We start from the raw sequence: 26,734 nt of genomic DNA, 5'->3' as shown, positions 1-26,734 counted from the left end.
AATTACAATATGTATCAAAAAACTATATATTTAATGACTAAACTATATTAATTGAAAAAGGAAGATGACATAATGGAAAATCAAAAACAATATCCAATGACTCAAGAGGGTTATGAACAATTAGAAAAAGAATTAGAAGAATTAAAAACAGTTAAACGTCCAGAAGTTGTTGAAAAAATCAAAGTAGCACGTTCATTTGGTGACCTATCTGAGAACTCAGAATATGATGCCGCTAAAGATGAGCAAGGTTTTATCGAACAAGATATTCAACGTATAGAACATATGCTTAGATATGCTCTAATCATTGAGGATACTGGTGATAACAACGTTGTACAAATTGGAAAAACTGTTACTTTCATTGAGTTACCTGGAGATGAAGAAGAAAGCTATCAAATCGTGGGCTCTGCAGAGTCAGATGCATTCAACGGTAAAATTTCAAATGAATCACCAATGGCTAAAGCTTTAATTGGTAAAAGTTTAAAAGATGAAGTTCGTGTACCTCTACCAAATGGTGGAGAAATTAATGTTAAAATTGTAAATATTAAATAGATAGATTTTTTCTGAATAAAGTTTTACAAACTCTTTAAATATTTTGCTATTTACATTAATTAAATGCATATTTATATTGGCTATGAAGAAATCAAATATCAATGATTTCTTTCATAGCTTTTTTTAATAACCCAATAATGCTATTGTATTAACTTTAATAAAGTGATATTAAAAAAGTTAACAGCTAGAATATGATAATTTTTAAGATAAAATTATACTTTATGTTACAAAAATTCATATATTTTATCAAATTAATTTGAAAATATGAACTTTTTCATGACAAAATTAGTTTTATATGCTTAAATAACGTTGTAAATACAATTGAATTATTTGCTAATTACACTATAAAGTAAGCGATTACATTTTATCTCGCTTTTTTTATTATTCATAATTTGAAATACTTATTAAACAACTAAGATATTATAATGTTATAATTTTTTATACATATCGGTAAAATATGATTATTTAAAATATTAAATCATCTTTTTAAGGCGCAAATATACAATTAATAATATTAAAGGGGAGGCAATGGATTGGAAGTTAAAGTTATAAATGAGCAATCGCTATTGCTTTATTTCAAAGAAGAAATAAGTGAGGTTAATTATCAAGAGGTTGATTTAACTACACAACATATTCTGTCCAAAAATATTCCAGATATTAAAGATGTTATCCCATCATATCGAGCTATTATGATTAATTTCAATAATGATTCAATCGATTACAAACAATTGATTGAAAAATTAGAATTAGATAAGCTCAAAGTTTCGAAAGAGGATACATACTCTAAAAAAAATGTTATACATATTCCTGTATTATATAACTTAGAAATGGGACCTGATTTAGAAGAGGTAGCTAGTTATAACAACTTATCTACAGAAGAAGTTGTTCAAATCCATTCAACTAATGAATACCTTGTATATATGCTAGGTTTTATGCCTGGTTTCCCATTCTTAGGTGGTTTAGACGAACGTATTCATACTCCTAGAAGATCTGAACCAAGAGTTAAAATTAATGCTGGTTCAGTTGGAATAGCTAACAATCAAACAGGTTTATATCCTTCTGATTCACCTGGAGGATGGCAAATTATTGGAAGAACACCTTTAAAAGTCTTTGATCAATATTCTGAACCTATGACATTGTATGAAGCTGGTGATTATATTAAATTCTACTCGATAGATGAGAAGACGTATAATCAAATTGAAAGTGAAATCAATGATGGAAGATTTAATAAAGAAAAGTGGGTGACTCGTAGTGGGCATTAAGATTTTGAAACCAGGTCTTTTCACTACCGTTCAAGATAAAGGCCGTTTTGGGTATCAACATTTAGGTTTCTCCGGGTCTGGTGCAATGGATCAATTTAGTTATAACTTAGGACGTGAACTAATCGGAAATAACGGTCCTAGCCTAGAATTTACTATCATTGGACCAACATTGACTTTTACTCAAGCTAACATCTTTGTAATAACAGGTGGTCAATTTAATGCAAAGTTAAATGATATTAATATTTCCAATAATAATGTCTTATTAGCAAATAAAGGCGATGTACTTGAATTTGGACCAGCAAAAAAGGGTGCACGTGGTTATATTTTCTTTGGTCATCACCTTGATATTGAAATGGTTGCTGGTAGCTACTCTACACATACAAGAAGTAAAATAGGTGGTTTTGATGGTAGAGCTTTGAAAAAAGACGATTATATTAAAGTTGTGCAAAATAGCAACTTTAAGGTTAATCTTGGAAAATCAAGCGACTATGATGCAATAGAACAAGACAATATTATTCATATTATAGAAGGTCCTCAAGTAAATGCTTTCTCACGTGAAAAAAGAAAGACCTTAGTTGAATCGGAATATAAAATATCTGATCAATCAGATCGAATGGGATATAGACTTATCGGTGACAACATTCCACCAGATAATGGAGCTGATATCATATCAGAACCTGTAGGGATGGGTAGTATCCAAGTTCCAAATGATGGCAATCCGATAATACTTTTGAATGATAAACAAACAGTTGGTGGTTATACAAAAATTGCTACAGTGAGTCAATTAGATCTTAAAAAACTAGCTCAATTTAAGCCGGGTGATGTGATACAGTTTAAATGGATATCTGTGGATGAAGCGAATGCTATGTTAAAAAACTTTAATCAACATTTTGAAGAGAAGTTAGAATCAGTGACAAAGGCTCCAATATTTAATATGCATTCAATGCGAGCAACATCAAAAAAATTAGCAAAATTAATTGAAGAGGAGAAATAATAGATGAATATAAAAAAAATAGAAGAAGTTATTAACTTAGTTAAATCAAATGGCGTTAAACGTTTTAAATTTAAGGATAATAAAAGCGAATTAGAATTAGATTTCACTGAGGGTTACCAATCATCTAATGTGTCTTCAAACCAAAACTTAGTAAGTACAAACACTGTAAATGATGAAAATCCACAACAAGTTCAAACGAATGCAAGTGAAGAAACTTCTAAAGAAATTTCTTCACCAATGGTGGGTACTTTCTTCTTACAAGATAGTAAAGAGTTAACTGATCCACAAATTAAAGTTGGAGATAAAATTAAAGTTGGTGACATTATTGGTTATGTAGAAGCGATGAAAGTTATGAATGAAATAACTAGCGATGTAGATGGAGAAGTTGCTGAAATAGTAGCAGATCATGGTACAAATGTTGAATATGATCAAGTACTAGTAAAAGTTAAATAAGGGGGACAGCTAAATGTATCGTTGTTTAGTAGCAAATAGAGGAGAAATTGCGGTCCGTATAATTAGAGCTTGTCGTGAAATGGGAATCGAGACCGTTGCGATATATGCTAAAGGAGATGAGCAAAGTTTACATGTTAGTTTAGCTGATCAATCAGTTTGTATTGGTGAAGCAAATCCTTTAGATAGTTATTTAAATATTGAGCGAATTATTGGAGCAGCAGAAATTACAGGTGCTAATGCAATCCATCCAGGATATGGTTTTTTATCTGAAAGTACAACTTTTGCTGAAAAAGTAGAAGAAAATAATATTCAATTCATTGGTCCAAGTAAGAAAACAATGGAACTAATGGGTGATAAAATAACTGCTCGACAAACTGTAGATGATGCAGATGTTCCTGTAATTCCAGGATCTAAAGATGCAGTTAATTCAGTTGATGAAATAAAGGAACTAGCTGAAGAAATTGGCTATCCTGTTGTTTTAAAAGCAGCAAGTGGTGGTGGCGGAAAAGGCATCCGTATAGTAAAAGAGCCAGAACAACTTGAAAAATCCCTTAAAGAAGCGAAAAGCGAAGGACAAAAATACTTTAACGATGACAGAGTTTATGTTGAAGCATTTATACCTGTGGCGAAACACGTGGAAGTACAAATTATTGGTGATGGTAAAGGTAATTATGTACATTTAGGCGAAAGAGATTGCTCGGTTCAACGTAAAAACCAAAAATTAATAGAAGAATCTCCTTGTGCCGCTTTAACTGAAGAGAGACGCCAACAGATATGTGCAGATGCAGTTGCAGTCGCAAAAGCATCAAATTATCGAAGTGCAGGTACAATTGAATTTTTAGTAACTAAGGATGCACACTACTTTATTGAAATGAACGCACGTATTCAAGTAGAACATACTGTTACAGAGATGCGCGCTGATAGAGATTTATTACAAGCCCAATTATACTTAATGCAACATGATAAATTACCATTTTCTCAAGATGATATTGTGTTTAATGGACATGTAATTGAAGCACGTATCAATGCTGAAAATCCAGAAAAGAAATTTCAACCTTCGCCTGGTAAAGTTAAAAAGTTACATTTACCTCAAGGTTTCAACATCCGTGTCGATTCTCTGTTGTATCCAGGGTATCAAGTATCACCTTATTATGATTCGCTAGTTGCTAAAGTTATAGTAAAAGATACTGATCGAAAAACAGCTATAAACAAATTAAAAGTAGCACTTGATGAAATGGTTATAGAAGGATTTACAACAACTGCAGACTTTTTATATGCAGTTTTAAGTTACCCACTTTATGCAAATGATGATGCAAGTGAAGTAGATATTAAATTCCTTGAAAAACATCAAATAATCGAAGGAGTGGAGTTATAATGCGCATAGACTTAAATTGTGACTTAGGTGAGGCGTTTGGAAATTACTCATTCGGTGGAGATAATCAAATCATTCCATTAATTACATCAGCTAATATTGCTTGTGGCTTCCATGCTGGCGATGAAAATGTCATGTATGACACAATTAAACTTGCCAAAGACAATGCTGTAGGTATTGGGGCTCATCCTGGATTACCAGATTTAAAAGGATTTGGTCGTCGCAACATGGATATTACACCAAAAGAAATCTATAATTTAGTTGTTTATCAACTTGGTGCGTTAGATGGATTTTGTAAGGTACATCAAACACGTATTAATCATGTTAAACCTCATGGTGCACTTTACAATATAGGTGCTAAAGACAAAAACATTGCACATGCAATTGCTCAAGCTGTATATGATTTTGATTCTTCACTAATCTTAGTAGGGTTATCAAATACATTATTAATTACTGAAGCTGAATCATTAGGATTACGAACTGCATCTGAAGTGTTTGCTGACAGACGATATGAAGACAATGGTCAACTCGTTAGTCGTAAAGAGGCAGATGCAGTAATCACTAATACTGAAGAAGCCTTAGATCAAGTTTTAAAAATGGTAATTGAAAACAAAGTTGTTAGTAAAAACGGAAAAGAAATTGATTTAAAAGCTGATACGATTTGTGTGCATGGCGATGGGGCTCATGCACTAGAATTTGTATCGCAAATTAGAGAAAAATTAACGAAAGAAGGCATTGATATTCAATCCTTATAAGGGGGAGCTATTATGGGAGAAAACTTAAACCAAAATCCAAATCAAGAAATTAATCCAAATGAAAAGGAATTTAAATTCACAAAAAATCACAGACGATTACTGTACGGTTCTGTATTCTTAATGGCAACTTCAGCCATTGGACCAGCTTTTCTAACTCAAACCGCTGTATTCACTGCAGAATTTTACGCTAGCTTCGCATTCGCAATATTAATTTCCATTATAATTGATATTGGAGCACAAATTAATATTTGGCGTGTGCTTGTAGTAACTGGACTTCGTGGACAAGAAGTATCTAATAAAGTTATGCCAGGTCTTGGTACTTTAATTTCCATACTAATTGCATTTGGAGGACTGGCATTTAATATTGGTAATATTGCCGGTGCTGGCCTAGGGTTAAATGCTATGTTTGGATTAGATATTAAATGGGGTGCTGCAATTACAGCTATCTTCTCAATATTAATCTTTGTAAGTAAAAGTGGACAAAAAATCATGGATGTTGTATCGATGATTTTAGGTGTTGTTATGATACTAGTAGTTGCATATGTTATGGTTGTTTCAAATCCACCATATGGAGATGCTTTAGTTCACACATTTGCTCCTGAACATCCGGTTAAATTAATTTTACCAATTATTACACTAGTCGGAGGAACAGTGGGTGGATATATTACATTTGCTGGTGCACACAGACTTTTAGATTCTGGAATGAAAGGGAAAGAATTCTTACCATTTGTAAACCGTTCTGCTATTGCTGGTATATTAACAACCGGTATTATGAGAACATTATTATTCCTTGCAGTATTAGGAGTTGTGGTTACTGGAGTAACATTAAGCACTGATAACCCACCTGCATCTGTATTTGAACACGCAATAGGACCTATTGGTAAAAATATTTTCGGTGTAGTTATTTTTGCTGCTGCTATGTCATCTGTTATAGGATCAGCATATACAAGTGCTACATTCTTGAAAACATTACATAAATCATTATTGACTAAAAATAATCTTATTGTAATTATCTTTATTGTTGTTTCGACTTTAATTTTCTTATTTATTGGTAAACCTATTAGTTTACTTATTATTGCTGGTGCAATAAATGGTTGGATTTTACCTATTATACTTGGGGCTATTTTAATTGCAAGTCGTAAAAAATCTATAGTCGGAGACTACAAACACCCTACATGGATGCTTATTTTCGGTATAGTAGCAGTGATTGTAACAATTGTAACTGGTATTTTCTCACTACAAGATTTAGCTACGCTTTGGAAAGGCTAAATTTTCAATAATGAGCACACTCGTAAAGTGCTTATATAATTCTTTAAGGCTGTTTCTATTAAATTTTAATAGAAATGGTCTTTTTTTTTACAAGTTTAAATTAATTTAGTGCATTAACTTCATGACCCCAAAAGCTTTTATATTAGATGAATTTATTTTTTTAATTAAAGAGTTAATAACATTGTCGTGATGAATAAAAATATATGATAAAATAGCAATTGCTAAGATAAAGACTGAGGTGTTAATATGATTGGAATTATAGGAGCTATGGAAGAAGAAGTAGCTATACTAAAAGACAAATTAACAGATATGAATGAAATTTCTGTTGCACATGTAAAGTTTTATAGAGGGAAATTAAATTCAAAAGAAGTAGTGTTAACTCAAAGTGGTATTGGCAAAGTAAATGCTGCTATTTCAACTACGTTATTAATTGAAAAATTCAATCCAAAACTCATCATCAACACTGGATCTGCCGGTGCATTAGATGAGAGTTTATCTGTTGGAGATATGTTAATTAGTAATGATGTTGTTTATCATGATGTTGATGCAACAGCATTTGGCTATAAACTGGGTCAAATACCTCAAATGCCATTAGAATTTAAGTCAGATCAAGAACTACTTAAATCGGTAGAAACAGTAATTAATAAAAAAAATTATAATGCTAAAATTGGCCAAATTGTTAGTGGTGATAGTTTTATTGGTAGTATAGAGCAGCGATTAACAATTAAACGACAGTTTCCTGAGGCTATGGCTGTTGAAATGGAGGCAACTGCAATTGCACAAACTTGCTATCAATTTCATGTTCCTTTTATAGTTACACGTGCAGTCTCAGATTTAGCTAATGGTAAAGCAGACATATCTTTTGAAGAATTTCTTGGCGAAGCTGCAAAATCTTCAAGTTCAATTGTTGAAGCATTAATTAAAATTTTATAAATAATAATAAAGGTGATAAATAAATGGGATTAATAAAAAAATTTTTTATGCCAAACGACTACGTTAAGTCTGTATTTCAAATAGATATTGAAAAGTTAGCTGAGGTTGGTTTTAAAGGTATTATCACAGATTTAGATAATACCTTAGTGGGTTGGGATGTTAAATCTCCAACTATAGAGATACAGCAATGGTTTAAAAGAGCAAATGAGTTAGGTATCACAATTACAATTGTATCTAACAACAATGAAGATAGAGTATCTAGTTTTTCTAAAGATCTAGATGTGGATTTTATTTTCAAAGCAAGAAAACCTATGGGCAAAGCATTTAAAAAAGCTATTAAACATATGAATATTAATCCAGAAGAAACGATTGTCATTGGAGACCAAATGTTAACTGATGTATTTGGAGGCAATCGAAATGGTTTATATACAATTATGGTGGTTCCTGTTAAACGTACAGATGGTTTTATTACAAAGTTCAACCGTATTATTGAACGTCGCTTATTAAATTACTTTAAAAATAAAGGCTATATCAAATGGGAGGAAAATTGATTGGATGACACATTAAAATGTATTGGCTGTGGTGCGCCACTTCAGTCCGAAGATAAAAGTGCACCTGGTTATGTTCCTGAACATAACCTTTTTAGAGAGGATGTTATTTGCCAACGTTGTTTTAGACTAAAAAATTACAATGAAATTCAAGATGTTGGAATGGATAGTGAAGATTTTTTAAATTTATTAAATGAACTGTCTGACCGAAATGGCATTATTGTTAATGTAGTTGACATATTTGACTTTGAAGGATCATTTATTAATGCTTTAAAACGAATAGTTGGTAACAAGAAGATTATTTTAGCAGCAAATAAACTAGATCTTCTACCAAAACAGATTAATAAACGACGAGTAAAAGAATGGCTTAAGAAAACTGCTAGAAAATATGGCTTAGATGCTGACGATGTTATATTGATATCTGCTCAAAAAGGTTGGGGTATCGATGATCTTCTAGCATCAATTGACCAAAATCGAAATAAACAGGATGTTTATATAGTAGGCACAACAAACGTAGGTAAATCTACACTTATAAATAAATTGATTGAACAAAGTGTAGGAGAGAAAGATGTAGTTACTACATCAAGATTTCCTGGTACTACATTAGACTTAATTGACATACCTTTAGATGAAAAAACGTTTATGTATGATACTCCTGGTATTATTCAATCTCATCAAATGACACACTATGTTTCTGAAAAAGAACTAAAAACAATCGTACCTAAAAATGAAATTAAGCAAAGAGTTTTCCAACTGAATGAAGGGCAAACGTTATTCTTTGGTGGGTTATCTAGAATTGATTATGTCTCAGGTGGAAAAAGACCGCTAGTTTGTTATTTTTCAAATGATTTAAATATTCACCGTACCAAAACAGAAAAAGCTAATGATTTATGGCGAAATCAAATTGGAAATGTTTTAACACCACCAAATAACCCAGATCAATTTGATATGAGTAATACTAAAGCAGTTAGACTAGAGACTGGAAAAGAGAAAAAAGACATAATGATTTCCGGTCTAGGGTTTATAACAATTGAATCAGGTGCACAAGTTATTGTGCGTGTACCAAAAAATGTTGATGTAATCTTAAGAAATTCAATAATGTAAGGTGGATTATTTATGAATTATGCAGTGATAGGCGATCCAATTTCTCACTCTTTATCTCCAATAATGCATAATGCAAACTTTAAATCATTAGATATGCAAGATTCGTACGAAGCTTTGCATGTACGTAAAGAAGACTTCCATAATATACGTAATATTATAGAAGATAAGCGTATTGTTGGATTTAATGTGACAATTCCTCATAAAGAGAGTATTATTCAGTATCTTGATGAAATTGATGATCAATCAAAAGCAGTAGGAGCTGTTAATACTGTAAAAATTGTTGATAATAAATGGATTGGTTATAACACAGATGGAATTGGCTATGTTTCAGGTCTCAAACAAATATATCCTGATTTAGCTAATGCTTATATTCTTATTCTAGGTGCTGGTGGCGCAAGTAAAGGAATTGCTAATGAACTTAATAAGATTGTTCAACCTAAATTAACAATCGCAAACAGAACGATGAGTAGATTTGAATCATGGGATATGAATATTAATGCTATTTCATTAAACCAAGCTGAACAATATTTAGATGAATTTGATATTATCATCAACACAACATCAGCAGGACTAGATAATAACGATGACACTGTTATAAAATTAGACAATCTATCATCAAGAACACTAGTCAGTGATATTATTTATATTCCATATAAGACTAAGTTATTAAAGGAAGCTGAACTTAAAGGTAACGTGATTCATAATGGTTTAGATATGTTTATAAATCAGGGCGCTGAAAGTTTTAAAATATGGACGGGAAAAAAACCAAACTTAAAAGAAATGAAAAATACAGTATTAAGTAAATTACAAGGAGTTTAATATGTTAACAGGAAAACAAAAAAGATATTTAAGAAGTTTAGCTCACAATTTAGATCCTATTTTTCAAATTGGTAAATCAGGTATTAATGAAAATATGATTGCTCAAATCGATGATACACTTGAAAATAGAGAATTAATTAAAATACACGTGTTACAAAATAATTTTGATGATAAAAATGAATTAGCGGTAGCGTTAAGCAATGCAACTAAAAGTGAAATTGTACAGGTGATTGGTTCTATGATCGTAATATATAGAGAATCAGTTGATAATAAAGAAATTACATTACCATAAGTTATGAATAAGAAAACAATAGTTCTCTATGGTGGTCAATTCAATCCAATACACACTGCACACATGTTAGTTGCTAATGAAGTTTATCATCACCTTCAACCAGATAAATTTTATTTCCTACCAAGTTTTATGGCACCTTTAAAAACTCACGATGAATATTTAGATGCTAAATATCGTATCAAAATGATAAATTTAGCAATTAATGAATTAGGTTTTGGTGAAATTTGTGATATCGAACTTAACAGGAGAGGCCAAAGCTATACTTATGATACGATAAAAGATTTCGCAAAAAATGAAAAAAATGCTAAGATTTATTTCGTTATCGGAACTGATCAGTATAAGCAACTAGATAAATGGTATGAAATTGATAAATTAAAAAAACTAATCAAGTTTGTAGTTGTTAACAGAGATGTTAACTATCAAGAAATAGAAGATTCAATGATAGCAATTCAAATACCGAGAATGGATATTAGCTCTTCATTAATTCGAAATCGTGTAAAAAATAAACAACCAATAAATATCTTGGTTCCTCCTAGTATTCACGACTATATAAGAGAGGAAGGATTTTATGAAAATTGATAAAGCTATTGAACTTATTAAAGATAAACTACCTGAAAAACGATTCAAACATTCGTTAAGAGTAGCTGAAACTGCTGTAAAATTAGCAGAAATTTATGATGGTGATAAAGATAAAGCTAATTTAGCTGGTGTATTACATGATTATTGCAAATACGATGATTTAAGTACTATGTATCAAATTGTTAGACAGCATGATTTAGATAGTGAATTATTAAGTTATGGTGGAGAAATCTTACACGGACCTGTCTGTGCCGCTATAATGCGCTCAGAATTTGGAGTCGAAGATGAAGAAGTCTTACTAGCAATTAAGAACCATACAACTGGACGTAAAGAAATGACTAAAACTGAAAAACTTGTATTCATTGCTGATTATATTGAACCAGGGAGAAAAACCCCAGGAGTTGAAGAAATAAGAGATATGGCATACAATCAAGGTAGCTTAGATAAAACGATTTATGAAATTTCTAAGCGAACGGTACTTTTCTTAATCAGTAAGGATATTACAGTTTATGGCAAAACGATTTCATGTTTAAACTATTATAATTATAGTGATCAAAGAATAAAGGATGATTAAATGAATTCAGAAGAATTATTAAATATTGCTGTCGATGCGACAGAAAACAAAAAAGCAGAAGATATTGTTTCTCTAAATATGAAAGGCATCAGTGATATGACTGATTATTTTGTGATTTGTCACGGCAATAATGAACGTCAAGTTCAATCAATTGCTAGAGCAGTTAAAGAAGTTGCACATGAACAAGCTATTGATGTCAAACGTATGGAAGGGTATCAAAGTGCCAGATGGGTTTTAATTGATTTGGCAGATGTAGTTATTCATGTCTTCCATAAAGACGAACGTAATTATTATAATATTGAGAAGCTTTATCAAGATGCACCAATAGAATCATATGGTCAGGTTGCTTATTAAATGACCCAATATGTTGAAATGAGTCAAGTATATGATCAACTTACACAAGACCAACCTTATGATAAATGGTTTGAGATAGTACAACATTATTCTCAAAATTTTAATCATAAGCCTAATATTCTTGATCTTGGTTGTGGGACAGGCAGTTTAACTGCTCAACTTAGTACTATTGGTTCGGTAACAGGAATGGATTTAAGTTCTGATATGCTAGCCATTGCTGCAAACAAATCTAATCAAGTATTATGGTTAGAGGGAGATATGACCGATTTTTCATTTAATAATAAATTTGATGTAATAACAATATTTTGTGATTCACTGAATTATTTACCTGTTATAGAAGATGTAAATAAAACATTTATAAATGTTTTCAATCATTTATCAGAAAATGGCGTTTTTATATTTGATGTTCACACTATTTATAAGATGAGTACGTTGTTTCATAATCAATGTTATATTGATGAAAATGAGTCAACCTTTTTAGCTTGGGAAGCCATTGAAGGTGATGAACCTTTTAGTGTTTATCACGACATGAGTTTCTTTATAGAAGACAATAACGGTACTTATCAACGATTTAATGAATCTCACTATCAAAGAACCTTTGAAAAAGAAACTTATATAAACATGTTAAATCAAATAGGTTTTAAAAACATCGAAACATTTATTGACTTTAACCGAAATAATCACGATGATCATGGTGAGCGCCTGTTCTTCGTAGCTTTTAAATAAATAAAGTAAACTCATCTCCTCAAACGTTTATACATATAAGGAGATGAGTTTTTTGTTTAAAGATAAAAAAGAGTTATTATATATTATTAAGCAATGGAAATTCCAATTGAGTATCACTGTATTAGTGATTATATCTATAGCTTTATTTCTAATTTTTTCGAAATCAGATGAAGACACAAATGATACTAAACCTATTGTTACATCTCATGTAAACTCTAATCAAAAAGGAAAAAATCATGATGTGTTGAAAAATAATGATAAAACTAATAATAAGATAGAATCTAATACAATTCAAAATGGAGACGAAATAGTTTTTGTAGATATTAAAGGTGCAGTAGAACACCCAAATGTTTATAAAATGAAAAGTTCAGATCGAATAAAAGATGTGTTAGATAAAGCTAAATTGCTTACTGACGCGGATTTGAGTCAGGTCAATTTGTCTGAAAAGTTAACAGATCAAAAAATGATATATATTCCCTCTGCTAATGAAAATAAAAATCGCATAACTCAAAATGACGATAATAATAAAAGTGGCCATAGTAAGTCTTTAAATTCATCATCTACTAATAAGGTCAATATAAATACTGCAAGCGAAGCAGAATTATTAAAAATCCCGGGTGTTGGTCCTACTAAAGTAAGAGAAATTATTGATTACAGACAAAAAAATAATACGTTTCATTCAATTGAAGACTTGAAAAATATTAAAGGTATTGGTGATAAAACTTTTGAAAGAATTAAGGAATATGTAACAACTTAATATTGATTATTGGCTTCTATTTAAGGATACTTTATAATATTTATAATAATTACGTATTGGAGTGAAGAAAATGGAAAGATTGAAATGGGATGAATACTTTATGGCGCAAAGTCATCTATTAGCTTTGCGCTCAACTTGTCAAAGATTGTCAGTAGGGGCAACAATCGTTAAAGATAATAGAATTATTGCTGGAGGTTATAATGGGTCAGTAGCTGGAGAAGTTCATTGTATTGATGAAGGATGTTTAATTGAAGATGGCCACTGTATTAGAACCATTCACGCCGAAATGAATGCTTTATTACAATGTGCTAAACAAGGTGTATCGACTGATGGAGCTACTATATACGTTACTCATTTCCCATGCCTTAATTGCACAAAATCTACAATTCAGGCTGGTATTAAACAAATATACTATGCTGAAGACTATCACAATCATAAATACGCACTAGAACTTTTAGATCAAGCGGGTATTGATTATAAAAAAATACCTTTTTCAGCACAAAATGTAGCTCGATATTTGACTAACTAAATTTATGATATTTTATGAATTATCTTTTCTATCAGGTATTTTATGGATACATATAAAATGGATTGCCATTCTTATTACTCTATTGTTAATCATTATCTCGCTACAAAAGAGATTAAAGTTACGACATATTTTCTTTTTGATTATTTGTTTATTTTCCGGCTTAACTTTTGAACACTTTCACAATGAATATAATTTAAATAAAGACGAATTTCTTAAGTCAAATTCTAATATATCTACCGAAGTTCAATTTGGTTCCAAGATAGAGAAACAAGAGAGACAATTAAAAGGTATATTTGAACTTAGTCATCAACCTTTCGTGTATTACCTTTATTCTAATAATCTAAAAGAAAAGGATCTAGAAAATAAATCTTGTGTTATTAAAGGCAAGATAATTAGTGTTTTAAATCATACTCCGTATGTCTCTATAAGTAATGTAGACTTAAATTCATGTCATATTACTAAAAGTAAAAATATAATTGAAAAACAAAGAGACTTTATTATTAAAAAATTAAACAATTCAAGTTTATCTCATCCTGAATATGTTATCGCTTTAGTAACTGGAGATGTAAATGGAATCAATACTGATTTCATTGATAAAGTAAAAGATATCGGTATCTACCATTTATTAGCCGTTAGCGGATCACATATTGCAACAATTTCATTTCTCATTTATCAACCACTTGTAAGATTAAACATTCCTAAAGTAATTATTAATGGTTTAATCATCTTATTTTTATCAATATTTGCATATTATACTGGTTTTGCACCAAGTGCACTAAGAGCAATTTTAGCAACAACTACTGTCATACTTATTTCAAATAAAACAAAAATAGCTTCTATAGATATACTAGGTCTCATATTTTTAGTTATGACCTTTTTCAAGCCTGATTATCTATATGACATTGGTTTCCAATTTTCATTTATAATCTCATTTTTTATTATTATTTCATTTCCTCTTCTTAAAAAATTAATTTTCATTAAAAATATTTTTGTACTTACATTTATCGCACAACTCTCTTCAACTATAATTTCAATCTATCATTTTAACCAAATTCAATGGATAGGATTACTATCCAATCTCATTTTTGTTCCATTTTATAGTTTTATCATTTTTCCATTAGCCATATTTTTATTCTTTGCTTATCATTTTGTAAGTGATACGGCATTGCCTAATTTAGTTTTTGACAAAATATACATAGTTCATAACAAACTTTTAGATTTATTCTTAACTTTTAAATATTATCAAATTTTTATAGCACCTAAATCGGCAGTAGAATTTTCTATTTTTGTATTATTAATAGTACTCATTTATATCTTTTTCTGTTATAAAAAAATGAAAATTCTGTTTTTATTCATTATCGTGTTTATAGTTTTATGTGTTTTTAACGTTCGACCAAATGTTAGCACGATAACCTTCTTTGATGTTGGTCAAGGGGATAGTCTAATCTTTCAAACAAGGAAACAAGAAACTGTCATGGTTGATACCGGTGGTAAAGAGGTTAAAATAGGTAATATTGATAATCATAATATTGCTAAATATCATATTATACCAACATTAAAGCAAAAAAGAATTACAAAAATTGATCATCTAATTATTACTCATCCGCATGCAGATCACATTGGTGAATTACCATATATCGCCCAACACATCAGAATCAAAAAGTTATATATAAACTTATATAGCTATTCTGAAATAGAATTAATAAAAATAAAACGTTTATGTAAGATCAATAATATTGAATTAATAGATGCTACAACGATACAATTTATTCAACTAAATAATTCTAAAATTTCATTTTTACATGGAGATATTCCCAACAGTAATGATAAAAATGAACATAGCATCATTTTACTTATTGAATATCAAAGATATAAGATGCTTTTACCAGGTGATGTAACAAAAAATAATGAATCAAAATTAATGAAAATATATCAATTACCAAAAATTGATATACTGAAAGTTGCTCATCATGGAAGTAAGACTAGCAGTTCTGAATCATTTATTAACTTAATAAAGCCAACAATAAGTATAATTTCAAGTGGTAAAAACAATAAATATCACTTACCTAATCAAGAAACGTTACAAACGCTAAGATCTATAAATAGTTCAATTTTAAACACACAAGATGTTGGAGAAATAACGATAGACTTAGACCATGATTTAGATATAAAATTCAAAAATTAGCTATTTATCTAGTGAGGCTTTATACAGACGTGGTATAATTATAAATGTTTGATATTTGAAAGGGAGTTCACAATTATGGCAAATAACATTATGGCAATATATGGTGAAGTGCCTGAATTAGTTGAAAAGAAAAGCAATGAACTGACACATTCATTCTTAAATGAAGATAAAGATGATTTTAACTATATTAAATATAATCTTTATGAAACTGATATGTCTACAGTTATTGAAGAAGCTTTAACTATGCCTTTTATATCTGAGAAAAAAGTCATTGTTGTTAAAAATTCATTCATGTTTACTGGTGAAAAAGTTAACAAAGATATTACACCAAATAATGAACAAGTTATTGAATTCTTAGAAAAATACGATGGTGAAAACTTAGTCATTTTTGAAATATATAGCAATAAATTAGATGAGAGAAAGAAACTAACTAAAACATTAAAGAAAACTAGTAAACTTTCAAAAGTAGAACAAATGTCAGAACAAGAAATTAAATCATGGATACAAAATCAGTTACACGAGAATTACAAAGATATAAAACAAGATGCATTAAATTTGTTTATAGAATTAACTGGTGTTAACTTTAATATCGTTTCTCAAGAATTAGACAAAATTTCATTATTCCTAGGTGATAGAACCACTATTACTAAAAATGATGTTAGTTTAATAATAAATAGAAGTTTAGAGCAAAATGTTTTTCTTTTAACAGAGTTCATTCAGAAGAACCAGAAAGATAAGGCTATACAATTAGTAAGAGATTTAATAATTATGAAAGAAGAACCTATAAAATTACTGGCGCTTATTACAAGTAATTATAGATTATATTATCAATGTAAAATTCTTGCTCAAAAGGGCTATAGTGGCCAGCAAATTGCTAAGACCATAAATGTTCACCCTTATAGAGTTAAACTAGCATTAAATCAAGTACGTCATTACGAGTTAGGTCAACTACTAAATATTATTAATAACTGTGCCGAAACAGATTATAAACTAAAATCTTCATATATGGACAAACATTTAATTCTTGAATTATTTATTTTATCACTTTAAATATTAATCAAATTCAAATATTTAAATCAAATCAGTGATAAACATATAATTAATATTATATGGGAATTTGTCTAACAATTAAAAAAGCACGGAACAATGTTCCGTGCTTTTTAACAAATTATTTACTTGAAGACATTAATTGTGATTTAATGCGATCAGCTTTATTTGAATGAATTAAGTTACTTTGTGAAGCTTTATCAACTGATTTGATAGCGAAGTTAACTAATTCAGCTTTGTTATCAGCATTATTGTTGATTGCTGTTTTAGCATTTTTCACAGCAGTACGCATAGCGTTTTTTTGTGAAATATTACGAGCTTCAGCGTTTTCAGTTGTTCTAACACGTTTAATAGCAGATTTAATATTTGGCATTACTGTCACCTCCTAAAAGTGATCTTAAGCATATCAAATTTTATTTTGATTACAACAAGAAATATTTTATCAAAACATACATATTTGTGCAATCATTAATTAAGTATAGTGTAATTAAAATCTGAATTAAATCATAATTACTGTTGGAATGCACTCTTTAACACTTTATAATTAGTATGTAATCAAAATGAAAATGTAATGTAAGTAATGAATTATTAAGCTTATGCTTAAATTTTTAATAGCACAATTACGTTTGCAATTAAGCATTAAAAACGTTATTATATCAAAGATGTATACATATACGGGCTAATTTTATGAAAGCGAGAATGATAGGCTATGGATATGCAAGAACGCTATAACAGAAGAGAAAATATACGAAATTTTTCTATTATTGCTCATATTGATCATGGTAAATCAACATTAGCAGATAGAATTTTAGAAAATACTAAATCTGTAGAAACAAGGGAAATGCAAGATCAATTATTAGATTCAATGGATCTTGAAAGAGAACGAGGCATTACAATTAAATTAAATGCTGTGCGATTAAAATATGAAGCAAATGATGGTCAAACTTATACATTTCATTTAATTGATACACCAGGGCATGTAGACTTTTCATACGAGGTTTCACGATCTTTAGCAGCATGTGAGGGTGCAATATTAGTAGTGGATGCAGCACAAGGTATTGAAGCACAAACTTTAGCAAACGTATATTTAGCACTTGATAATGATCTAGAATTATTACCTGTAGTAAACAAAATTGATTTACCTGCAGCTGAACCTGAAAGAGTAAAACAAGAATTAGAAGATGTAATTGGTCTAGATCAAGACGATGTAGTAATGGCAAGTGCAAAGTCAAATATTGGTATTGAAGATATTTTAGAGAAAATTGTAGAAGTTGTCCCACCACCTGAAGGTGATCCTAGTGAACCATTGAAAGCATTAATTTTTGATTCAGAATACGACCCTTATAGAGGTGTTATTTCATCAATACGTGTGATGGAAGGCGTCGTTAAAGCTGGTGACAAAATTAAAATGATGGCTACAGGTAAAGAATTTGAAGTTAGTGAAGTAGGCATTAATACTCCTAAACAACTACCTATCGAAGAACTAACTGTAGGTGATGTAGGGTATATTATTGCAAGCATCAAAAATGTTGATGACTCACGTGTGGGTGATACTATTACTCATGCTAATAGACCAGCTGAAGCACCATTAAAAGGTTATAAAAAAATGAACCCAATGGTATATTGTGGTTTGTTCCCAATTGAAAATAAAGACTATAATGATTTAAGAGAAGCGCTTGAAAAATTACAATTAAATGACGCTTCATTAGAATTTGAACCAGAATCTTCTCAGGCTCTTGGTTTTGGTTTTAGAACAGGTTTCTTAGGAATGCTTCACATGGAAATCATTCAAGAAAGAATCGAAAGAGAATTTGGTATTGAATTGATTGCTACCGCGCCATCTGTAATTTATCAATGTATTATGAAAGATGGATCAGAGGTTACAGTAGATAATCCGGCTCAAATGCCAGAAAGAGATAAGATTGACTCAATTTATGAACCATATGTGAAAGCTACAATGATGGTTCCAAACGATTACGTTGGAGCAGTTATGGAGTTATGCCAACGTAAACGTGGACAATTTATTAATATGGATTATTTAGATGATATTAGAGTTAATATCGTATACGAGATACCACTTTCTGAAGTTGTTTTTGATTTCTTTGATCAACTTAAATCCAACACTAAAGGTTACGCTTCTTTTGATTATGAATTTATTGAAAATAAAGAAAGTAACTTAGTGAAAATGGACATCCTACTTAATGGAGATAAAGTTGATGCTTTAAGCTTTATTGTTCATAAAGACTTTGCATACGAACGTGGTAAAGCATTAGTTGAAAAATTAAAAACGCTTATACCACGTCAACAATTTGAAGTACCTGTACAAGCAGCTATTGGTCAAAAAATTGTTGCAAGAACAAACATAAAATCAATGGGTAAAAATGTATTATCTAAATGTTATGGTGGGGATATTAGCCGTAAACGTAAGTTACTTGAAAAGCAAAAAGCAGGAAAGGCTAAAATGAAAGCCGTAGGTAGTGTTGAAATTCCTCAAGACGCTTTCCTAGCTGTACTAAAAATGGATGATGAATAGAACATAAAAGAGATCGAGACGAATATATATTGGTAGATATCATAACAATAATGAATATTATTGATAAAGAAGCTACTAACTTATATTACTAAGTCTCAATCTCTTTTTTAAGTTATAAAAAGGGGGGGTGTAACATTGGAAGTTAAAAGTGCGTACATACACATACCTTTTTGTGTGAGAATTTGTACTTATTGTGATTTCAATAAATATTATATTGATAAACAGCCAGTAGATGAATACATTGATGCCTTAATAAAAGAAATGTCATTTAGTAAAACAAAAAAACTGGAGACCATGTACGTTGGAGGAGGCACACCAACTGCACTAAGTGAAATGCAATTAGAACGTTTATTACAAGCGATAAATTCAAAATTCTCGATAAATGGCGAATTTAGTTTTGAAGCAAATCCAGATGAACTTACTTTAAATAAAGTTAAGTTACTTAAACAGTATGGTGTTAATCGAATTTCAATGGGTGTGCAAACGTTTAAACCTGAGTTATTAAAAATATTAGGACGAACACATAATACTCAAGATATCTATAATGCAGTAAATAATGCTAGGAAAGCTGGTATTAATTCGATAAGTCTTGACTTAATGTACCATTTACCTGAACAAACGATAGATGATTTTGCAGATAGTTTAAACCAAGCAGTTAATATGGATATTGACCATATTTCAAGTTACGGTTTAATACTTGAACCAAAGACACAGTTTTATAATATGTATCGTAAAGGGAAATTGAAATTACCGAATGAAGACTTAGGCGCTGAAATGTACCAATACCTAATGAAAACATTAAATCAAACCGACTTTAAACAATATGAAATTTCCAACTTTGCTAAAACTAATCATGAATCCAATCATAATAAAGTGTATTGGTTTAACGAGGAATATTACGGATTTGGAGCAGGTGCAAGTGGATATGTTGAAGGTGAACGCTATACAAATTTAAATCCAGTTCGCCACTATATTGATGCTATTAATAATGGAAAACGACCTGTTTTAACCTCTAGTTGTCCAACCTTTAACGAAAAGATGGAAGAAGAAATGTTTTTAGGCTTGAGAATGAATCAAGGAGTCAATCGTGAACGTTTCGAGGTGAAATTTGGTCAATCATTAGATGACATATTTGGTGAAACAATATTTCATTTAAAATCAAAACAACTTTTGGTTGAAACGAACGGAAACATCTCACTTACTGAAAGAGGAAAGGTTATAGGTAACGAAGTATTTGAAGCTTTCTTATTAAATTAATAAAAAATCCAAAAAGTAAAGCTTTAACGTTGACTTACTTTGACCAATTTGATAAATTATAATTAGCACTTAGAACAAAAGAGTGCTAATGAGGTGAAAACATGATTACACAAAGACAATTAAGCATTTTAAATGCAATTGTTGAAGATTATGTTGATTTAGGACAACCTATAGGTTCTAAAGCTTTGATTGATAGACATCATTTAGATGTCAGTCCTGCAACAATAAGGAATGAGATGAAGCTACTTGAAGATTTGAACTTTTTAGAGAAGACGCATTCTTCTTCAGGGCGTTCACCTTCCGAAGAAGGGTTTAGACTTTATGTCGATCAATTGTTAAAACAAACCTCTCGTCAAAATAAAAATAAAATACAACGTTTAAATCAACTATTGATTGAGAATCACTATGATATTTCTTCAGCATTAAGCTACTTTGCAAATGAGTTGTCAATGAAATCTCATTATGCAACTTTAGTTGTACGTCCAAAGCATAGTGAAGAAATGATTAATAATGTTCATTTGATTAAAGCAAATGATTCGATCATGATTTTAGTAATTATTTATAATTCTGGTCATGTTGAGCATTTTCACTTGAATTATTCACTTGAGTTATCATCCGATAGATTAATCGCTATTTCTAATTTTATTAGTAACAATAATTTAGAAATGAGCGCCAAACTATCAAATAAAATTAATTCTTTTGCTAGCTCGAATGAAGAGAATCGATTTATTAATGACATTGTTAAGATGATAAATTCTCATATTAACAAACAAAGTAATAGCATTTTCCTAGGTGGAAAGGTTAAACTAATTGATGCGTTAAATGAATCAAATGTTTCATCAATTCAACCAATTTTACAATATCTAGAATCTGAGAGAATCACTGAATTGCTCCAGACAATTACATCAAATGATATTAACGTTAAGATAGGAAAAGAAATTGATGAAAGTCTTAGTGATATATCCATTGTAACGAGTCAATATCACTTCGACAATTCATTAAAAGGTCAAATTGCGGTTATTGGACCTACAGCGATGCGTTATCAGAATGTGATTCAATTACTTAACCAAATATGGTAATTTTAATTGTAATTATATTGGAGGGTAAAAAATGACAGAAAAAGATGAATCAGTAAAAAGTAATTCTGAATATACTGAAGAACAAGAAGTTAAGAATGAAGAAACTTCAACAGTTGATAGTGTTGAAGGTAGTACTTCTGATAGTGATAATTCATCTAACGACAGTTCGAATGAAGAAAGTTCTGAAGAAACTGCAGTTGATCCTAAAGATGAAGAAATTCAGCAATTACAATTAAAAGCTAATGAAAATGAAGAGAAATATTTAAGATTATACGCTGAATTCGAAAATTATAAAAGACGAATTCAAAAAGAAAATGAAACTAATAAAACTTATCAATCTCAACGTGTTCTAACTGACATTTTACCAACGATTGATAATATTGAACGCGCACTTCAAATTGAAGGTGATGATGAATCGTTTAAATCACTTCAAAAAGGTGTTCAAATGGTACACGAAAGTTTACTTAGAGCATTAAAAGATAATGGTCTTGAAGAAATCGAATCTGAAGGTCAAGCTTTTGACCCTAACTTCCACCAGGCTGTCGTTCAAGATGATAATCCAGATTTCAAATCTGGTGATATTACTCAAGAACTACAAAAAGGTTATAAGTTAAAAGATAGAGTATTGAGACCATCTATGGTAAAAGTAAATCAATAAATTGACGAAAAATACCATATATTAAATATTAAAATTGGAGGAATTTTATTATGAGTAAAGTAATCGGTATTGACTTAGGAACAACAAATTCATGTGTAGCTGTTTTAGAAGGCGATGAACCTAAAGTAATTCAAAACCCAGAAGGTGCTAGAACAACTCCATCAGTTGTGGCATTCAAAAATGGTGAAACACAAGTCGGTGAAGTAGCAAAACGACAAGCTATCACTAACCCAAACACTGTACAATCAATAAAACGTCATATGGGTACTGACTATAAAGTAGATATTGAAGGTAAATCTTATACACCTCAAGAAATTTCAGCTATGGTATTACAAAACCTTAAAAGCACTGCTGAAAGTTATTTAGGTGACAAAGTAGATAAAGCTGTTATCACAGTTCCTGCATATTTCAATGATGCTGAACGTCAAGCCACAAAAGATGCTGGTAAAATTGCTGGTTTAGAAGTTGAACGTATTATCAACGAACCTACTGCAGCTGCATTAGCATACGGTTTAGATAAAACTGATCAAGATCAAAAAGTATTAGTATTCGACTTAGGTGGCGGTACTTTTGACGTATCAATTCTTGAATTAGGTGACGGTGTATTCGAAGTACTATCAACTGCAGGTGACAACAAACTTGGTGGTGATGACTTTGACCAAGTAATTATTGACTACTTAGTATCAGAATTCAAAAAAGAAAATGGCGTAGATTTATCTCAAGATAAAATGGCATTACAACGTTTAAAAGACGCTGCAGAAAAAGCTAAAAAAGACTTATCTGGCGTTTCACAAACTCAAATTTCATTACCATTTATTTCAGCTGGTGAAAGTGGTCCATTACACTTAGAAATTAGCCTTACTCGTTCTAAATTTGAAGAATTAGCTGATTCATTAATTAGAAGAACTATGGAACCAACTCGTCAAGCATTAAAAGACGCTGGTTTATCAACTTCTGAAATTGACGAAGTTATTCTTGTAGGTGGTTCAACACGTATCCCAGCAGTTCAAGAAGCTGTTAAAAAAGAAATTGGTAAAGATCCTCATAAAGGTGTAAACCCAGACGAAGTAGTAGCAATGGGTGCTGCAATTCAAGGTGGCGTTATCACTGGTGATGTTAAAGATGTTGTATTATTAGACGTAACACCATTATCATTAGGTATTGAAATTATGGGTGGACGTATGAATACGTTGATCGAACGTAATACTACAATCCCAACTTCAAAATCTCAAGTTTATTCAACTGCAGCTGACAACCAACCAGCAGTGGATATTCATGTATTGCAAGGTGAACGTCCAATGGCATCTGATAACAAAACTTTAGGAAGATTCCAATTAACTGACATTCCACCGGCTCCACGAGGTGTACCACAAATCGAAGTAACATTTGATATTGATAAAAATGGTATCGTTAATGTAACTGCTAAAGACTTAGGTACTAATAAAGAACAAAATATTACTATTCAATCAAGCTCTGCTCTTTCTGATGAAGAAATCGACCGAATGGTTAAAGATGCTGAAGAAAACGCAGAAGCAGATAAAAAACGTCGTGAAGAAGTAGATTTAAGAAATGAAGCAGATAGCTTAGTATTCCAAGTAGAAAAAACAATTACTGACCTTGGCGACAATATAAGTGATGACGATAAATCTAATGCGGAAAGTAAAAAAGATGCTTTAAAATCTGCTCTTGAAGGGCAAGATATCGAAGATATTAAAGCTAAAAAAGAAGAACTTGAAAAAGTAATTCAAGATTTATCTGCAAAAGTATATCAACAAGCTCAGCAACAAGCCCAAGAAGGTACTCAACAAACTCAAAACGATAGCAATGTTGAAGATGCTGAATTTAAAGAAGTTAATGATGATGAAGGTAAAAAATAATTGCTAACCGTTTGTAAAGTATGCTTTAATTAGCAAACTATTATGAATGTAAGCCAAAAAGTCAAAGTCAATTGAACATTGGCTTTGACTTTTTATTTTATAACTTCGTTCTTTTAAACCTAGTAAATAATTAAGTTAAGGAGAGATGATTGTGGCTAAAAGAGACTATTATGACGTCCTAGGTGTAAGTAAAGATGCATCTAAAGATGAAATCAAAAAAGCATATCGTAAATTATCAAAAAAATATCACCCTGATATCAATAAAGAAGAGGGTGCAGATGAGAAATTTAAAGAGATTTCAGAAGCTTACGAAGTCCTAAGCGACGATAATAAAAGAGCAAATTATGACCAATTTGGTCACGACGGACCTCAAGGTGGTTTTGGTGGTCAAGGATTTAGTGGCCAAGACTTTAGTGGATTTGGCGGAGGTGGATTTGAAGACATCTTCAGTTCATTCTTTGGTGGCTCACGTCAAAGAGATCCTAATGCACCTAGAAAAGGTGATGATCTACAATATACAATGACACTAGAATTTGAAGAAGCTGTATTTGGAACTAAAAAAGAAATCTCAATTCGTAAAGATGTGACATGTCACACTTGTAATGGCGATGGTGCTAAACCAGGTACAAGTAAAAAAACATGTAGTTATTGTAATGGGGCAGGTCATGTGTCAGTTGAGCAAAATACAATTTTAGGTCGTGTAAGAACTCAACAAACATGTCCGAAATGTGATGGAACTGGTCAAGAATTTGAAGAACCATGCCCAACATGTCATGGTAAAGGTACAGAAAATAAAACAGTTAAATTAGAAGTAACTGTACCTGAAGGTGTAGATAATGACCAACAAATTAGACTTGCTGGCGAAGGAACACCAGGAGAAAATGGCGGACCACACGGCGACTTGTATGTCGTATTTAGGGTCAAACCTTCTGATAAATTTGAACGTGATGGAGACGATCTTTATTACAATTTAGATGTTAGTTTCCCTCAAGCTTCTCTTGGGGATGAAATAAAAGTTCCAACACTTAATGGTAATGTTATGTTGACAATTCCTTCTGGCACTCAAACTGGTAAACAGTTCCGATTAAAAGATAAAGGTGTCAAAAATGTTCATGGATATGGTCATGGTGATTTATTTGTTAATATTAAAGTAGTTACACCTACAAAACTAACAGATAGACAAAAAGAAATAATGAGAGAGTTTGCTGAATTAAATGGTGAATCGATTGAAGAACAACCATCTAATTTTAAAGATAGAGCACGCAAATTCTTTAAAGGAGAATAAGCGAATGAACTGGACAGAACTTTCGATTGTTGTAAACCATGAAGTTGAACCTTTAGTTACTGATATATTAGAAAATTATGGATCAAATGGTGTTGTAATTGAAGATTCTAATGATTTAATTAATCAACCTGCCGATAAATTCGGTGAAATTTATGAACTGAAACAAGAAGATTATCCTGAAAAAGGTGTCCGGTTAAAAGCTTATTTCAACGAATTAAAGTTTGATGATTCTTTAAGAAATAATATTAAGACAGCTGTCACTAACCTTGAAAATATTGATTCAACTGTTTTAGATTTTTCTGAGCAAACTATAGCTGAAGTAGATTGGGAGAACGAGTGGAAAAATTATTTTCATCCCTTTAGAGCCTCAGAAAAATTCACAATTGTGCCAAGTTGGGAACAATACACTAAAGAAGATGATTCTGAAAAGTGTATTGAATTAGACCCAGGTATGGCATTTGGAACTGGAGATCATCCAACAACAAGCATGTGTCTAAATGCAATTGAGACCTACGTTGATCCTGACAATTCCGTTATTGATGTTGGAACAGGTTCTGGTATATTAAGTATTGCCAGTCATTTACTTGGAGTTAAAAGAATTAAAGCTTTGGATATTGATGAATTGGCTGTTAACGTTGCTAAAGAAAACTTTGCTAAAAATCATTGTGAAGATGCAATTGAAGCTGTACCAGGAAACTTATTAAAGAATGAAACTGAAAAATTTGATATTGTTATTGCAAATATTTTAGCTCATATTATTGAAGATATGATTGAAGATGCTTATAATACTCTAAATAAAGATGGTTATTTTATAACATCAGGTATTATAGAGGAAAAACATAAACAAATATTAAATCAAATGGAAAATGTTGGATTTGATATTAAATCAGTAAATCATGACAATGGTTGGGTATGTATTGTAGGTCAGAAAGTGAGTGAATAAT

27 protein-coding genes and 2 pseudogenes are annotated in these 26,734 nt (G+C 30.8%); 28 read left to right on the top strand and 1 reads right to left on the bottom strand.

Annotated features, from left to right (window positions below; translation table 11 throughout):
• Positions 1–72: 72 nt before the first annotated feature.
• The 21 genes and pseudogenes from greA to holA all read left to right on the top strand — a co-directional run bounded on the left by greA (position 73) and on the right by holA (position 17,104).
• A complete protein-coding gene (greA, locus tag BB045_RS07905) occupies positions 73–549 on the top strand; it encodes a transcription elongation factor GreA (RefSeq protein WP_037536682.1) in 477 nt (158 codons plus the stop codon).
• Positions 550–1,082: 533 nt separating this feature from the next.
• Positions 1,083–1,811, top strand: a complete 729-nt coding sequence (pxpB, locus tag BB045_RS07900; RefSeq protein WP_070581564.1) for a 5-oxoprolinase subunit PxpB — start codon at positions 1,083–1,085, stop codon at positions 1,809–1,811.
• The gene (locus tag BB045_RS07895) at positions 1,801–2,805 is read left to right on the top strand and encodes a 5-oxoprolinase subunit C family protein (protein ID WP_075140653.1); all 1,005 of its coding nucleotides are present in this window, start codon (positions 1,801–1,803) and stop codon (positions 2,803–2,805) included. The genes pxpB and BB045_RS07895 overlap by 11 nt, the downstream gene beginning before the upstream one ends.
• Positions 2,806–2,808: 3 nt before the next feature.
• Positions 2,809–2,920: pseudogene (locus BB045_RS12555) on the top strand (acetyl-CoA carboxylase biotin carboxyl carrier protein subunit); the annotation flags it as partial.
• A gap of 107 nt (positions 2,921–3,027) precedes the next feature.
• Positions 3,028–3,258 (top strand): annotated as a pseudogene (locus BB045_RS12550) (acetyl-CoA carboxylase biotin carboxyl carrier protein); the annotation flags it as partial.
• 13 nt (positions 3,259–3,271) lie between these two features.
• On the top strand, positions 3,272–4,633 hold the full coding sequence (locus BB045_RS07885) for an acetyl-CoA carboxylase biotin carboxylase subunit (protein WP_070581567.1): 1,362 nt from the start codon (positions 3,272–3,274) through the stop codon (positions 4,631–4,633).
• A complete protein-coding gene (gene pxpA / locus BB045_RS07880; protein WP_075140652.1) occupies positions 4,633–5,385 on the top strand; it encodes a 5-oxoprolinase subunit PxpA in 753 nt (250 codons plus the stop codon). The genes BB045_RS07885 and pxpA overlap by 1 nt, the downstream gene beginning before the upstream one ends.
• Positions 5,386–5,397: 12 nt before the next feature.
• Positions 5,398–6,654, top strand: coding sequence for an NRAMP family divalent metal transporter (locus BB045_RS07875; RefSeq protein WP_070581569.1), 1,257 nt, complete (start codon positions 5,398–5,400; stop codon positions 6,652–6,654).
• Positions 6,655–6,900: 246 nt separating this feature from the next.
• The gene (locus BB045_RS07870; RefSeq protein WP_070581570.1) at positions 6,901–7,587 is read left to right on the top strand and encodes a 5'-methylthioadenosine/adenosylhomocysteine nucleosidase; all 687 of its coding nucleotides are present in this window, start codon (positions 6,901–6,903) and stop codon (positions 7,585–7,587) included.
• Positions 7,588–7,610: 23 nt separating this feature from the next.
• Complete coding sequence (locus BB045_RS07865) at positions 7,611–8,138, top strand: YqeG family HAD IIIA-type phosphatase (protein WP_075140651.1); 528 nt, start codon at positions 7,611–7,613, stop codon at positions 8,136–8,138.
• Entirely contained in the window at positions 8,139–9,239 is a 1,101-nt protein-coding gene (gene yqeH, locus BB045_RS07860) for a ribosome biogenesis GTPase YqeH (protein WP_075140650.1), read from the top strand.
• Positions 9,240–9,251: 12 nt separating this feature from the next.
• Positions 9,252–10,058: a shikimate dehydrogenase gene (gene aroE, locus BB045_RS07855; protein ID WP_070581573.1), complete on the top strand. Its 807-nt coding sequence runs from the start codon at positions 9,252–9,254 to the stop codon at positions 10,056–10,058.
• 1 nt (position 10,059) lies between these two features.
• The gene (gene yhbY / locus BB045_RS07850; RefSeq protein ID WP_037536659.1) at positions 10,060–10,350 is read left to right on the top strand and encodes a ribosome assembly RNA-binding protein YhbY; all 291 of its coding nucleotides are present in this window, start codon (positions 10,060–10,062) and stop codon (positions 10,348–10,350) included.
• Between the two features lie 3 nt (positions 10,351–10,353).
• Positions 10,354–10,929 (top strand): nicotinate (nicotinamide) nucleotide adenylyltransferase, encoded by a 576-nt coding sequence (nadD, locus tag BB045_RS07845; RefSeq protein ID WP_070581574.1) that lies wholly within the window; start codon positions 10,354–10,356, stop codon positions 10,927–10,929.
• Entirely contained in the window at positions 10,919–11,503 is a 585-nt protein-coding gene (gene yqeK, locus BB045_RS07840) for a bis(5'-nucleosyl)-tetraphosphatase (symmetrical) YqeK (RefSeq protein ID WP_075140649.1), read from the top strand. The genes nadD and yqeK overlap by 11 nt, the downstream gene beginning before the upstream one ends.
• The gene (gene rsfS / locus BB045_RS07835; protein ID WP_070581576.1) at positions 11,504–11,857 is read left to right on the top strand and encodes a ribosome silencing factor; all 354 of its coding nucleotides are present in this window, start codon (positions 11,504–11,506) and stop codon (positions 11,855–11,857) included.
• Positions 11,858–12,583, top strand: coding sequence for a class I SAM-dependent DNA methyltransferase (locus BB045_RS07830; protein WP_070581577.1), 726 nt, complete (start codon positions 11,858–11,860; stop codon positions 12,581–12,583). It begins immediately after the preceding gene.
• Positions 12,584–12,635: 52 nt separating this feature from the next.
• Positions 12,636–13,340, top strand: a complete 705-nt coding sequence (locus BB045_RS07825; RefSeq protein ID WP_070581578.1) for a helix-hairpin-helix domain-containing protein — start codon at positions 12,636–12,638, stop codon at positions 13,338–13,340.
• A gap of 70 nt (positions 13,341–13,410) precedes the next feature.
• A complete protein-coding gene (locus tag BB045_RS07820; RefSeq protein ID WP_075140648.1) occupies positions 13,411–13,869 on the top strand; it encodes a ComE operon protein 2 in 459 nt (152 codons plus the stop codon).
• 4 nt (positions 13,870–13,873) lie between these two features.
• The gene (locus tag BB045_RS07815) at positions 13,874–16,054 is read left to right on the top strand and encodes a DNA internalization-related competence protein ComEC/Rec2 (protein ID WP_075140647.1); all 2,181 of its coding nucleotides are present in this window, start codon (positions 13,874–13,876) and stop codon (positions 16,052–16,054) included.
• Between the two features lie 75 nt (positions 16,055–16,129).
• Positions 16,130–17,104 carry a DNA polymerase III subunit delta gene (holA, locus tag BB045_RS07810; protein WP_070581581.1) on the top strand — a complete coding sequence of 325 codons (975 nt, stop codon included), beginning with the start codon at positions 16,130–16,132 and terminating at the stop codon, positions 17,102–17,104.
• Positions 17,105–17,222: 118 nt separating this feature from the next.
• Here holA and rpsT read toward each other — a convergent pair whose 3' ends face one another.
• Positions 17,223–17,474 (bottom strand): 30S ribosomal protein S20, encoded by a 252-nt coding sequence (rpsT, locus tag BB045_RS07805; protein WP_011275628.1) that lies wholly within the window; start codon positions 17,472–17,474, stop codon positions 17,223–17,225.
• Between the two features lie 336 nt (positions 17,475–17,810).
• Between rpsT and lepA the strand changes: the two genes are divergently transcribed.
• The 7 genes from lepA to prmA all read left to right on the top strand — a co-directional run bounded on the left by lepA (position 17,811) and on the right by prmA (position 26,733).
• Positions 17,811–19,634 (top strand): translation elongation factor 4, encoded by a 1,824-nt coding sequence (lepA, locus tag BB045_RS07800; RefSeq protein ID WP_070861472.1) that lies wholly within the window; start codon positions 17,811–17,813, stop codon positions 19,632–19,634.
• A 135-nt stretch (positions 19,635–19,769) separates the two neighbouring features.
• Positions 19,770–20,891 carry a radical SAM family heme chaperone HemW gene (hemW, locus tag BB045_RS07795; protein ID WP_075140646.1) on the top strand — a complete coding sequence of 374 codons (1,122 nt, stop codon included), beginning with the start codon at positions 19,770–19,772 and terminating at the stop codon, positions 20,889–20,891.
• 101 nt (positions 20,892–20,992) lie between these two features.
• A complete protein-coding gene (gene hrcA, locus BB045_RS07790; RefSeq protein WP_070581584.1) occupies positions 20,993–21,970 on the top strand; it encodes a heat-inducible transcriptional repressor HrcA in 978 nt (325 codons plus the stop codon).
• A gap of 31 nt (positions 21,971–22,001) precedes the next feature.
• Complete coding sequence (grpE, locus tag BB045_RS07785; RefSeq protein ID WP_037536635.1) at positions 22,002–22,628, top strand: nucleotide exchange factor GrpE; 627 nt, start codon at positions 22,002–22,004, stop codon at positions 22,626–22,628.
• Between the two features lie 50 nt (positions 22,629–22,678).
• Positions 22,679–24,505 (top strand): molecular chaperone DnaK, encoded by a 1,827-nt coding sequence (gene dnaK, locus BB045_RS07780; RefSeq protein WP_075140645.1) that lies wholly within the window; start codon positions 22,679–22,681, stop codon positions 24,503–24,505.
• 151 nt (positions 24,506–24,656) lie between these two features.
• Complete coding sequence (gene dnaJ / locus BB045_RS07775) at positions 24,657–25,790, top strand: molecular chaperone DnaJ (RefSeq protein WP_070581587.1); 1,134 nt, start codon at positions 24,657–24,659, stop codon at positions 25,788–25,790.
• Between the two features lie 4 nt (positions 25,791–25,794).
• Complete coding sequence (gene prmA / locus BB045_RS07770) at positions 25,795–26,733, top strand: 50S ribosomal protein L11 methyltransferase (RefSeq protein WP_070581588.1); 939 nt, start codon at positions 25,795–25,797, stop codon at positions 26,731–26,733.
• The last annotated feature ends 1 nt before the right edge of the window (position 26,734 follow it).

Origin of the sequence: Staphylococcus sp. MB377, assembly GCF_001922505.1 — a bacterium.
Taxonomy (GTDB): Bacteria; Bacillota; Bacilli; order Staphylococcales; family Staphylococcaceae; genus Staphylococcus; species Staphylococcus haemolyticus.
The sequence above is the reverse complement of the archived record's forward strand: the minus strand, read 5'-3'. Positions and strand labels throughout refer to the sequence as shown.

Coding starts and splice junctions, on each gene's coding strand:
- greA (WP_037536682.1), top strand. CDS start 73: ATGGAAAATCAAAAACAATATCCAATGACTCAAGAGGGTTATGAACAA.
- BB045_RS07885 (WP_070581567.1), top strand. CDS start 3,272: ATGTATCGTTGTTTAGTAGCAAATAGAGGAGAAATTGCGGTCCGTATA.
- pxpA (WP_075140652.1), top strand. CDS start 4,633: ATGCGCATAGACTTAAATTGTGACTTAGGTGAGGCGTTTGGAAATTAC.
- BB045_RS07875 (WP_070581569.1), top strand. CDS start 5,398: ATGGGAGAAAACTTAAACCAAAATCCAAATCAAGAAATTAATCCAAAT.
- BB045_RS07870 (WP_070581570.1), top strand. CDS start 6,901: ATGATTGGAATTATAGGAGCTATGGAAGAAGAAGTAGCTATACTAAAA.
- BB045_RS07865 (WP_075140651.1), top strand. CDS start 7,611: ATGGGATTAATAAAAAAATTTTTTATGCCAAACGACTACGTTAAGTCT.
- aroE (WP_070581573.1), top strand. CDS start 9,252: ATGAATTATGCAGTGATAGGCGATCCAATTTCTCACTCTTTATCTCCA.
- yhbY (WP_037536659.1), top strand. CDS start 10,060: ATGTTAACAGGAAAACAAAAAAGATATTTAAGAAGTTTAGCTCACAAT.
- nadD (WP_070581574.1), top strand. CDS start 10,354: ATGAATAAGAAAACAATAGTTCTCTATGGTGGTCAATTCAATCCAATA.
- yqeK (WP_075140649.1), top strand. CDS start 10,919: ATGAAAATTGATAAAGCTATTGAACTTATTAAAGATAAACTACCTGAA.
- rsfS (WP_070581576.1), top strand. CDS start 11,504: ATGAATTCAGAAGAATTATTAAATATTGCTGTCGATGCGACAGAAAAC.
- BB045_RS07830 (WP_070581577.1), top strand. CDS start 11,858: ATGACCCAATATGTTGAAATGAGTCAAGTATATGATCAACTTACACAA.
- BB045_RS07820 (WP_075140648.1), top strand. CDS start 13,411: ATGGAAAGATTGAAATGGGATGAATACTTTATGGCGCAAAGTCATCTA.
- BB045_RS07815 (WP_075140647.1), top strand. CDS start 13,874: ATGATATTTTATGAATTATCTTTTCTATCAGGTATTTTATGGATACAT.
- holA (WP_070581581.1), top strand. CDS start 16,130: ATGGCAAATAACATTATGGCAATATATGGTGAAGTGCCTGAATTAGTT.
- rpsT (WP_011275628.1), bottom strand. CDS start 17,474: ATGCCAAATATTAAATCTGCTATTAAACGTGTTAGAACAACTGAAAAC.
- lepA (WP_070861472.1), top strand. CDS start 17,811: ATGGATATGCAAGAACGCTATAACAGAAGAGAAAATATACGAAATTTT.
- hrcA (WP_070581584.1), top strand. CDS start 20,993: ATGATTACACAAAGACAATTAAGCATTTTAAATGCAATTGTTGAAGAT.
- grpE (WP_037536635.1), top strand. CDS start 22,002: ATGACAGAAAAAGATGAATCAGTAAAAAGTAATTCTGAATATACTGAA.
- dnaK (WP_075140645.1), top strand. CDS start 22,679: ATGAGTAAAGTAATCGGTATTGACTTAGGAACAACAAATTCATGTGTA.
- prmA (WP_070581588.1), top strand. CDS start 25,795: ATGAACTGGACAGAACTTTCGATTGTTGTAAACCATGAAGTTGAACCT.